This window comes from Actinoplanes sp. NPDC024001 (assembly GCF_040638955.1).
In the GTDB taxonomy this organism is placed as follows: domain Bacteria; phylum Actinomycetota; class Actinomycetes; order Mycobacteriales; family Micromonosporaceae; genus Actinoplanes.
The window spans coordinates 1-8706 of the sequence record NZ_JBEZZB010000274.1; the positions used below are offsets into that span (position 1 = coordinate 1).

Below are 8706 nucleotides of genomic sequence, written 5' to 3' on the forward strand. Positions count from 1 at the left end.
GGGGGGGGGGCCCCCCCCCCCCCCCACGGGGGCCCTCGCGCCCTACCAAAAAAACACTCCGCGGTTCCCGGGGGGCCGCTTTGCGGGTGGGGGGGGGGCGTCCCCCCCCCCCACGGGACTCACTCTTCCTCGTCCTCTTCCTCGGGGTCCTGGTTCTTCTCGGCGCCCAGCACGAACGCCTGCATCGCCAGCTCGTCGCCGGAGGGCCAGACGTACGTCGGCAGCTCCGCCGGGCCCAGCTCCAGCACGTGCGACCAGAACTGCCGCACCGCCTCCGCCGGGGTGTTCGCCTCGATCGGCATCGCCACGCTGACCAGCCACGGCTTGCGGTCGGCCGACGCGCCGAGCCGCTCGGCGATCCGGCGGAACGTGCCCGCGTCGACCGCGCCGCCGGTCAGTCCCTCGGCCGGGACCGGCTCGTCGAACGCCCGCCGCTGGTAACCCAGCACCAGCTCGCCGGCGTCAGCCTTCTCCACCCGGGCCAGCGCCACGACGTTCTCCTCGGCGACCACGACCACGTCGTCGCCGGCTGTCGCCTCCGCCGGGCCGCCCGCCACCGTCACGACATCGTGCTGGAACAACCGTTCGGTCGCCCACTGCTCGTCCGGAATGATCACCGACCACTGCGCCATGCGTCCATCTCATCACGCGGGGACCCAGCAGTCCGCAAGGTGGTCATCAACCATCCCGGTGGCCTGCATCAACGCGTACGCCGTGGTGGGCCCGACGAACTTGAACCCGCGTTTCTTGAGCGCCTTGGCGAGGGCGGTCGACTCGGCGGTGACAGCCGGAACGTCAGCCCGGGTCCGCGGGCGCGGGCGGGCCGCCGGGGCGAACGACCAGAGCAGCGTGGAGAGGCCCTCGTCGAGCCCGGCCGCGACCTTGGCGTTGTGCAGCGCGGCGTCCACCTTCATCCGGTTGCGCACGATGCCCGGGTCGGCCATCAGCCGGGCCGCGTCGTCCTCGGTGTAGGCCGCCACCTTGGCGATCGAGAAGTTGTCGAAGGCCGCCCGGAACGCCGGCCGCTTGCGCAGGATGGTGATCCACGCCAGCCCGGACTGGAAGGCCTCCAGGGTGAGCCGCTCGAAGAGCGCGTCGTCACCCCGCACCGGCCGGCCCCACTCGGTGTCGTGGTACTCCGCGTAGTCCGGCGAGGCGCCGCCCCAGAAGCAGCGGGCCTTGCCGTCCGCGCCGATCACCAGCCCGGTGTCGGTCACGGCAGCCGTCCCTGCTCGACCAGGCGGCCGAACTTCTTCAGCGTGCCGGTGAAACCGAGCTTGGAACCGGGCCAGAGCACCGGCCAGGCGATCTTGCCGACCGCACCGGCCGGGAGGTGGAACCACTCGTGCAGCACGACCTGCGTCCGGTCGCCGGACATCGCCGTGCACCGCATCGAGCCGGGGCCGCGCAGCACCTTGCCGCAGTGCACGACGCGCACCTCGTACGGGGCGTTGACCTTGACCACCCGTAGCTCGTCGCGGATCACCGCCGGGCCCAGCGTGGTGACCGCCTCGACCACGCTGCCCTCGCCGCCGTCGCCCTCGACCACCCGCACCCGGGTGAACGGGATCCACTCGGACTGCTTCTCCCAGTTCAGGAACGCGGCGAAGACCTTGGACGCCGGGGCGTTGACGATCACCGTGGCGGTGAACTCCCCGGACCCGGGGCGGGCCGCGTCACCCAGGCCGGCTGGACCCTCGGCTGGGCCGTCCCCGCTCATCGGCGATCCGCCGACTCCCCGTCGGCGGCCGGCGCCGCCGTGCCCTGCGGCGGCACGTCGGCCACCTTCGCCAGAGGCTCGTCGGGCGTGACCACCGGGGCGGTGGGCGGCGGCGCGGTGGGCCCGGGCGGGGCCGCCGCGACCTCGCGGGCTTTGCGCAGCGCGTCGGCGTCCTCGACCCGGCCCTCACGGAGCGCGGCGACCTCGGCCTCGAGCACGCCGATCAGCTCGCCCTTGTAGCCGATGTCGTACGCCGCCCGCTGCAGAGCCTGGTCGACCTGGGCCATGCGGTAGCCGCGCCAGGTGGTGTCGAACCTGGTCGCGGCGATGTCGGACTCGCCGAGTGGCCGGTCGCCGGGCAGTGGCACGGCCCGGCCGTCGGGCTCCACCGGGGTCAGCCCGGAGTCGCCTCCGCTCAGCAGAACGGTCACGCCGAAGACGATCGTCGCGACGACCAACGCCACGACAATGAAGAGCAGAAGCTGGCCCATGCGCAAGATGTTGACATGTCGGCTTTCCGGTGGCGAGCCCGCCACCCGGTCGATGTCATTACCGAGCGTTCAGGTCCAGGTCAGGATCCGCTTGCGCCAGGCGTAGACGATGCCGAGCGCGAGCACTGCGACAAAGACGCCCATCTCTGCGATGGCCAGGCCGCCGAACTCGGGCCGGTCGAAGATCAGCGCCCACGGGAAGAGGAAGACCGCCTCCACCGCGAAGAGCACATAGAGGTACGCGTACACGTAGTACCGGATCTGCGCCTGGGCCCAGTCGCCGCCGACCGGGTCGATGCCGCTCTCGTAGGCGATCCGCTTGCCCAGCGGCTCAGCCGGATTCGCCGGTCGCAGCAGCCGGTTCGCGCCGAACGCGGCGACGAACAGCAGCACGCCGGCGGCGAGAACAAGGCCCAGCGTGGCGTACGAACCGAGATATCCGTCCACGATCGGGGAGCCTAGTGCACGTCAGGCCGTTGTTCGCGTGCCGCATGGTGGACTTTGGTGGCTGGTTCTTTCCCGGCGTAGCTACTGTGGTCAGCGGTCCGCGGGCCGCCTCGTAAGGAGCGGCGACGTACTGTGGAAGTGACAAGTCTGCGGGCCGGCTCATCGACGAACCTCAGCCGCCGGACCGCGCTCTTTGGAGGTTGAACGTGGCCGCTCCCGCGAAGCGAGTCGAGCAGCTGGACCGGGTAGTCATCAGATTCGCCGGCGACTCCGGCGATGGCATGCAGCTCACTGGAGACCGGTTCACCTCGGAGACCGCTCAGCTTGGCAACGACATCTCGACCCTGCCCAACTTCCCCGCCGAGATCCGTGCACCAGCGGGGACGCTCCCCGGCGTGTCCAGCTTTCAGGTGCACTTCGCCGACTACGACATCCTGACCCCCGGTGACGCGCCGAACGTCCTGGTGGCCATGAACCCGGCGGCGCTCAAGGCGAACCTCGCCGAGCTGCCGGCCGGGGCCGACATCATCGTGAACACCGACGAGTTCACCAAACGAAATCTGGCGAAGGTCGGATATGCGACCAGTCCGCTGGAGGACGGCTCCCTCTCCGAGTACGCGGTGCATCCGGTCGCGCTGACCTCCATGACGGTCGGCGCGCTGGCCGACGCCGGAGTCTCGAAGAAGGACGCCGAGCGCGCCAAGAACATGTTCGCGCTGGGCCTGCTCAGCTGGATGTACTCGCGGCCGTTCGAGTCCACCCTGCGGTTCCTGGAGCGCAAGTTCGCCAAGCGCCCCGACCTGGTCGCGGCGAACAAGGCCGCCTTCCAGGCCGGCTGGAACTTCGGCGAGACCACCGAGGCCTTCACGGTGCGCTACGAGGTGAAACCGGCCAAGATGCGGCCGGGCACCTACCGCAACATCACCGGGAACCAGGCGCTCTCGCTGGGTCTGGTCGCCGCCGGGGTCCGGGCCAAACTGCCGGTCTTCCTCGGCGCCTACCCGATCACCCCGGCGTCGGACATCCTGCACGAGCTCTCCAAGCACAAGCGGTTCGGCGTCACCACGATGCAGGCCGAGGACGAGATCGCCGCGGTCGGCGCGGCGCTGGGCGCGTCGTACGGCGGCGCGCTCGGGGTCACCACCACGTCCGGTCCCGGTGTCGCGCTCAAGGGCGAGACGATCTCGCTCGCGATCGCCCTCGAACTGCCGCTGGTGGTCGTCGACGTGCAGCGGGCCGGCCCGTCCACCGGCATGCCGACCAAGACCGAGCAGGCCGACCTGAACATGGCCCTGTTCGGCCGGCACGGCGAGGCGCCGCTCGCGGTGATCGCGCCGAAGTCGCCGTCCGACTGCTTCCACGCCGCGATCGAGGCGGCCCGGATCGCGCTGACCTACCGCACGCCGGTCATCCTGCTCTCCGACAACTACGTGGCCAACGGCTCCGAGCCGTGGCTGCTGCCGTCCGTCGACGAGCTGCCCGACCTGCAGGTGCCGTTCGCCACCGAGGCGAACAGCGCGGACGGGCGGTTCCTGCCGTACCTGCGGGATCCGGAGACGCTGGCCCGGCCGTGGGCGGTGCCGGGCACCCCCGGGCTGGAGCACCGGATCGGTGGTCTGGAGAAGGCCGACAAGACCGGTGACATCTCCTACGATCCGGCGAACCACGAGCACATGGTGCGGATCCGCCAGGCGCGCATCGACGCGATCCCGGTGCCGGACGTGGACGTGGAGGACCCGGAGGAGAACGCGCGCGTTCTCGTACTGGGATGGGGTTCGACCTACGGCCCCATCGGGGCCGCCTGCCGCGCGCTGCGCCAGCGCGGCCTGTCGATCGCGCAGGCTCACCTGCGGCATCTCGCGCCGCTGCCGGCCAACCTCGGTGAGGTCCTGGCCGGGTACGACAAGGTGGTCGTCCCGGAGATGAACCTGGGCCAGCTGGCTCACGTGATCCGGGCGAAATACCTGGTGGACGCGGTTCCCTTCAACCAGGTCAGCGGCCTTCCGTTCACCGCCGCGACGCTGGAGAGCATGCTCGAGGACGTGGTCAAGAATGGCTAACCCGGTCGAGGTGAAACTGACCGCCAAGGACTTCAAGTCGGACCAGGAGGTCCGCTGGTGTCCCGGCTGCGGTGACTACGCGATCCTCGCCGCGGTGCAGGGCTTCATGCCGGAGCTGGGCATCCCGCGGGAGAACATCGTGTTCGTCTCCGGCATCGGCTGCTCGTCCCGCTTCCCGTACTACATGAACACCTACGGGATGCACTCGATCCACGGCCGGGCCCCGGCGATCGCCACCGGGCTGTCGGCGTCGCGCCCGGACCTGAGCGTCTGGGTGGTCACCGGCGACGGCGACGCGCTGTCGATCGGCGGCAACCACCTGATCCACGCGCTGCGCCGCAATGTGAACCTGAAGATCCTGCTCTTCAACAACCGGATCTACGGGCTCACCAAGGGGCAGTACTCCCCCACCTCGGAGATCGGCAAGATCACCAAGTCGACGCCGGCGGGCTCGGCGGACTCGCCGTTCAACCCGCTCTCGCTCGCGCTGGGCGCCGAGGCGACGTTCGTGGCCCGGACCATCGACTCCGACCGCAAGCACCTGCAGTCGGTGCTGCGCGCGGCGGCGGCCCACGAGGGATCCGCGTTCGTCGAGATCTACCAGAACTGCAACATCTTCAACGACGGCGCGTTCGACCTGATCAAGGACGCCTCGTCGCGGGACGAGCACCTGATCCGGCTGGAGCAGGGCGAGCCGATCACCTTCGGGGCGGACGGGCGGTTCTCGGTCGTCCACCCCGAGGGCAGCTTCGGGCTGAAGGTGCAGGAGGGCGGCACCCCGCTGGTGCACGACGCGACCGTCGACGACCCGGCGTACGCGTTCGCCCTCAGCCGGCTCTCCGGCTCCGACCTGGCCACCACGCCGATCGGGGTGTTCCGCGACGTCCAGCGGCCGTCGTACGACGAGATCGTGCGCAAGCAGGTGCTGGACGCCCAGGCCCAGGCCACCGGCACGCCCGACGAGATGCTCGGTGATCTCCTCAACGCCGGCGACACCTGGACCATCCTGTAAGCGGTCGTCGCTCCGGGAGGGGAAGCACCTTCCCCTCCCGGACGCCGATCGATAATGTTCGGTCTGTGACCGAAGCGCACGGGCTCGATCCGGAGGTGCACGCCTCGCTCAACACCGAGGTGGCTCACTCCGCGCGGTTGTGGAACTACCTGCTCGGCGGGAAGGACAACTTCGCCGCCGATCGCGAGGCCGCGCAGTACGCGCTGGCCCTGATGCCGGAGCTGGTCCAGTCCGCCCGGGCGAACCGGGAGTTCCTCGGCCGGGCCGTGCGCCACCTGGCCGGTCCCGCGGGCATCCGGCAGTTCCTGGACATCGGCACCGGCCTGCCCACCGCGGACAACACGCACGAGGTAGCCCAGCGCGTCGCCCCGGACAGCAAGATCGTCTATGTGGACAACGACCCGATGGTGCTGGTGCACGCCCGGGCCCTGCTGAACAGCACACCGCAGGGCGCCACCGACTACATCGACGCGGACATCCGCAACACCGCGCTGATCCTTCAGCAGGCCAGGGAGATCCTCGACTTCGACCAGCCGATCGCAATCATGCTGCTCGGGATCGTGCCGTTCGTGGTCGACGACGCCGAGGCGTCCCGGGTGGTCCGGGAGCTCGTCGACGCGGTGCCGTCCGGGAGCTACCTGGTGATCTCGCACCCGACCAAAGAGGTCAACGGCCCGGCCGTCGAGCAGTCGATGAAGCAGTGGAACGAGAGCGGCGCCGCGCCGATCTGCGCGCGCAGCCGTGAGGAGATCGCGGCCTTCTTCACCGGCCTGGAGCTGCTCGACCCGGGTGTGGTGACGTGCTCGGCGTGGCGGCCCGACCCGGCCCACCCGGGCATCACCGACAAGGTCTCCGAGTTCGCCGGGGTCGGCCGCAAGCCCTAGACGGAGACGCCGTTGGTGGCGGTCTCGTCGTCGCGGATGTAGACCAGCAGGTCGCCGGTCTCGATGCTGACCGCCTGCTCGCCGCCGAGCGGCAGCACCTTGCCCCGGCGGATCAGCGCGACCACCAGGGTCGGCAGCTCACGCGGGTTGCGGCCCACCTCGGCCCGCTCCGCCGAGCGCATCGCCAGCGCCATGCCCTGACCGGGGGTGAGCAGGTCCTCCACCACGTCGATCAGCGGCGGCGCGGTCGTGGTGAGGCCGAGGAGACGGCCGGCGGTCGAGGACGAGACGATCACGTGGTGGGCGCCGCTCTGCTTCAGCAGGGCGGCGTTCTCCTGCTCCCGGACCGCCGCGATGATCCGGACCTGGCCGGCGGTCAGCTGCCGCACGGTCAGCGTGATCAGGACCGAGGCCTCGTCCCGGTCGGTGGCGATGATGACCGACTTGCAGTTCTTCACGTCGGCCTCGTTGAGCACCGCGGAGCGGGTGGCGTCGCCCTCGATGACGACGAACCCGCCGGCCGTGGCCTGCCGGACGCCGGCCTCACGGTTCTCCACGATCACGATGCGGGACTTGTCGTAACCGGTCTCCAGCAGCGCGGCGACCGCGGCCCGGCCCTTCGTGCCGTAACCGCAGATGATCACGTGGTCCTTCAACTTGCTCCTCCACCGGCTGACCCGCAGGCCCTTGCGGTACTGGTCGGTCAGCACCTCCAGCGTGGTGCCGACCAGGATGATCAGGAAGAGAACCCGGGCGGGAGTGATGAACAGGACGTTCACCAGCCGCGCGCTCTCGGACACCGGAGTGATGTCGCCGTAGCCGGTGGTGGAGAGGGTGACGACGGCGTAGTAGAAGCAGTCGAGGAGGGTCAGCCCGTCCTCGTTGACGTCCCGGTAACCCTCCCGGTCCGCATAGATCACGCTCACCGCGACAAGAACCAGGATGCACGCCATCAACAACCGGACGGCGAGCGCCCTCAGCGGCCCCTGTCGGACCAGCGGTAGATGAATCATGGAACCGCCTGCACGGACACACCTTAACGGTCAAGCTGGAGATCGCACCTGGAGGAGGCACGATGCGCCTTGCGATCCGCCGCGCCGCCGTCGCGAGCATCCTGCTGGCCGGCACGACGATACTGCCGGCCGGCCACGCGCGGGGGGCGGACCTCGACAAGGCGACCCTGCTGGCCCGGTGGACCCAGCCCACCGCGGCCAGCACGGCCGAATGGAACGCCGCCCGGCTCAACCGGGACAAGTGGGCGGCGTACGACTTCGACTGGTCCACCGACCACTGCTCGCACGGGCCGGAGGAGCCGTTCGGTTTCCGCTTCCGGAACGCCTGCCGGCACCACGACTTCGGCTACCGCAACTACCGGGCGGCGGGCACGTTCAAGCTCCACAAGCGGCGTCTCGACGAGGTGTTCCGAGCCGACCTGCGGCGCGCCTGCGACGAGTACCGGCGTCTGGTTCAGCCCGTCTGCAACACGGTGGCCTGGGGTTATTACCAGGCGACCGTGCTGCTGGGCGACGCCTAGCGAACGATCTGCGCGAACCGTGTCGCACCGTCCTCCAGGTCGGGGTGCTCGACGGCCAGCGCCATCGCCACCACCTGATCGAAACCGAGGCCGGCGCCGTCGGCGTACGCCGCGTCGAAGGTCGCGTCGCCCAGCGCCACCCGCAGGGCCGTCTGCTGCGCCGACCAGAACGCGCCGAACGACTCGGTCCGCCGGGCGCCGCGCGCGGCCTCCGCGCCGCCGAACAGCACGGCCGCGGTCGCCGGGTCCCCACCGAGCACGCAGCGCACCGCGATCGCGGCCACCGCGTCCGCCGCGGCGCCCCGGAAGCCGTGCCGCAGGCGGGACCGGAGCGCCACCACCAGGTGGTCGTGGGCGGCGACCAGGTCACCGCGGCGCAACGCGACCATACCGAGCAGCCAGTCGACCGCCCGGCGGCCACGATCCTCCGGATGCACCGCCTCCAGCTGGCGGGCCGCGCCGAGCAGCTCGGCCGCCTCCACCAGGGCGTCGCGCCGCCAGAGCAGCTCGGCCAGGGCCAGCACCGCCGGCAGTGCGGCGGCCCCCACCCCGGCCTGC

Annotated in this window: 10 protein-coding genes and 1 pseudogene; 4 read left to right on the forward strand and 7 right to left on the reverse strand. The window is 70.6% G+C overall.

The features are described from left to right. Window positions 1–119: 119 nt before the first annotated feature. The 5 genes from AB0F81_RS48990 to ndhC all read right to left on the reverse strand — a co-directional run bounded on the left by AB0F81_RS48990 (window position 120) and on the right by ndhC (window position 2658). Window positions 120–632 carry a hypothetical protein gene (locus tag AB0F81_RS48990; protein ID WP_360210947.1) on the reverse strand — a complete coding sequence of 171 codons (513 nt, stop codon included), beginning with the start codon at window positions 630–632 and terminating at the stop codon, window positions 120–122. A gap of 12 nt (window positions 633–644) precedes the next feature. Then, the gene (locus AB0F81_RS48995; RefSeq protein ID WP_360210949.1) at window positions 645–1217 is read right to left on the reverse strand and encodes a DNA-3-methyladenine glycosylase I; all 573 of its coding nucleotides are present in this window, start codon (window positions 1215–1217) and stop codon (window positions 645–647) included. Continuing rightward, window positions 1214–1720 carry an SRPBCC family protein gene (locus AB0F81_RS49000; RefSeq protein ID WP_360210951.1) on the reverse strand — a complete coding sequence of 169 codons (507 nt, stop codon included), beginning with the start codon at window positions 1718–1720 and terminating at the stop codon, window positions 1214–1216. The genes AB0F81_RS48995 and AB0F81_RS49000 overlap by 4 nt, the downstream gene beginning before the upstream one ends. After that, window positions 1717–2211: a DivIVA domain-containing protein gene (locus AB0F81_RS49005; RefSeq protein WP_360210953.1), complete on the reverse strand. Its 495-nt coding sequence runs from the start codon at window positions 2209–2211 to the stop codon at window positions 1717–1719. The genes AB0F81_RS49000 and AB0F81_RS49005 overlap by 4 nt, the downstream gene beginning before the upstream one ends. A 69-nt stretch (window positions 2212–2280) precedes the next feature. Next, entirely contained in the window at window positions 2281–2658 is a 378-nt protein-coding gene (ndhC, locus tag AB0F81_RS49010; protein WP_360210955.1) for an NADH-quinone oxidoreductase subunit A, read from the reverse strand. Window positions 2659–2864: 206 nt separating this feature from the next. Between ndhC and AB0F81_RS49015 the strand changes: the two genes are divergently transcribed. The 3 genes from AB0F81_RS49015 (at window position 2865) to AB0F81_RS49025 (ending at window position 6614) form a co-directional block, all read left to right on the forward strand. Beyond that, on the forward strand, window positions 2865–4718 hold the full coding sequence (locus AB0F81_RS49015; RefSeq protein WP_360210957.1) for a 2-oxoacid:acceptor oxidoreductase subunit alpha: 1854 nt from the start codon (window positions 2865–2867) through the stop codon (window positions 4716–4718). Then, window positions 4711–5730, forward strand: coding sequence for a 2-oxoacid:ferredoxin oxidoreductase subunit beta (locus AB0F81_RS49020; RefSeq protein WP_360210959.1), 1020 nt, complete (start codon window positions 4711–4713; stop codon window positions 5728–5730). The genes AB0F81_RS49015 and AB0F81_RS49020 overlap by 8 nt, the downstream gene beginning before the upstream one ends. A gap of 65 nt (window positions 5731–5795) precedes the next feature. Then, complete coding sequence (locus AB0F81_RS49025) at window positions 5796–6614, forward strand: SAM-dependent methyltransferase (RefSeq protein ID WP_360210961.1); 819 nt, start codon at window positions 5796–5798, stop codon at window positions 6612–6614. Here the strand turns inward: AB0F81_RS49025 and AB0F81_RS49030 are convergent. Beyond that, window positions 6611–7627 (reverse strand): potassium channel family protein, encoded by a 1017-nt coding sequence (locus tag AB0F81_RS49030; RefSeq protein WP_360210963.1) that lies wholly within the window; start codon window positions 7625–7627, stop codon window positions 6611–6613. The genes AB0F81_RS49025 and AB0F81_RS49030 overlap by 4 nt on opposite strands. A gap of 62 nt (window positions 7628–7689) precedes the next feature. Here AB0F81_RS49030 and AB0F81_RS49035 point away from each other — a divergent pair, with 62 nt between their 5' ends. Beyond that, window positions 7690–8148 (forward strand): phospholipase, encoded by a 459-nt coding sequence (locus AB0F81_RS49035; RefSeq protein WP_360210965.1) that lies wholly within the window; start codon window positions 7690–7692, stop codon window positions 8146–8148. On the opposite strand, the pseudogene AB0F81_RS49040 reads toward AB0F81_RS49035, so the two are convergent. Further along, window positions 8145–8706: pseudogene (locus tag AB0F81_RS49040) on the reverse strand (adenylate/guanylate cyclase domain-containing protein); the annotation flags it as partial. The gene AB0F81_RS49035 and the pseudogene AB0F81_RS49040 overlap by 4 nt on opposite strands.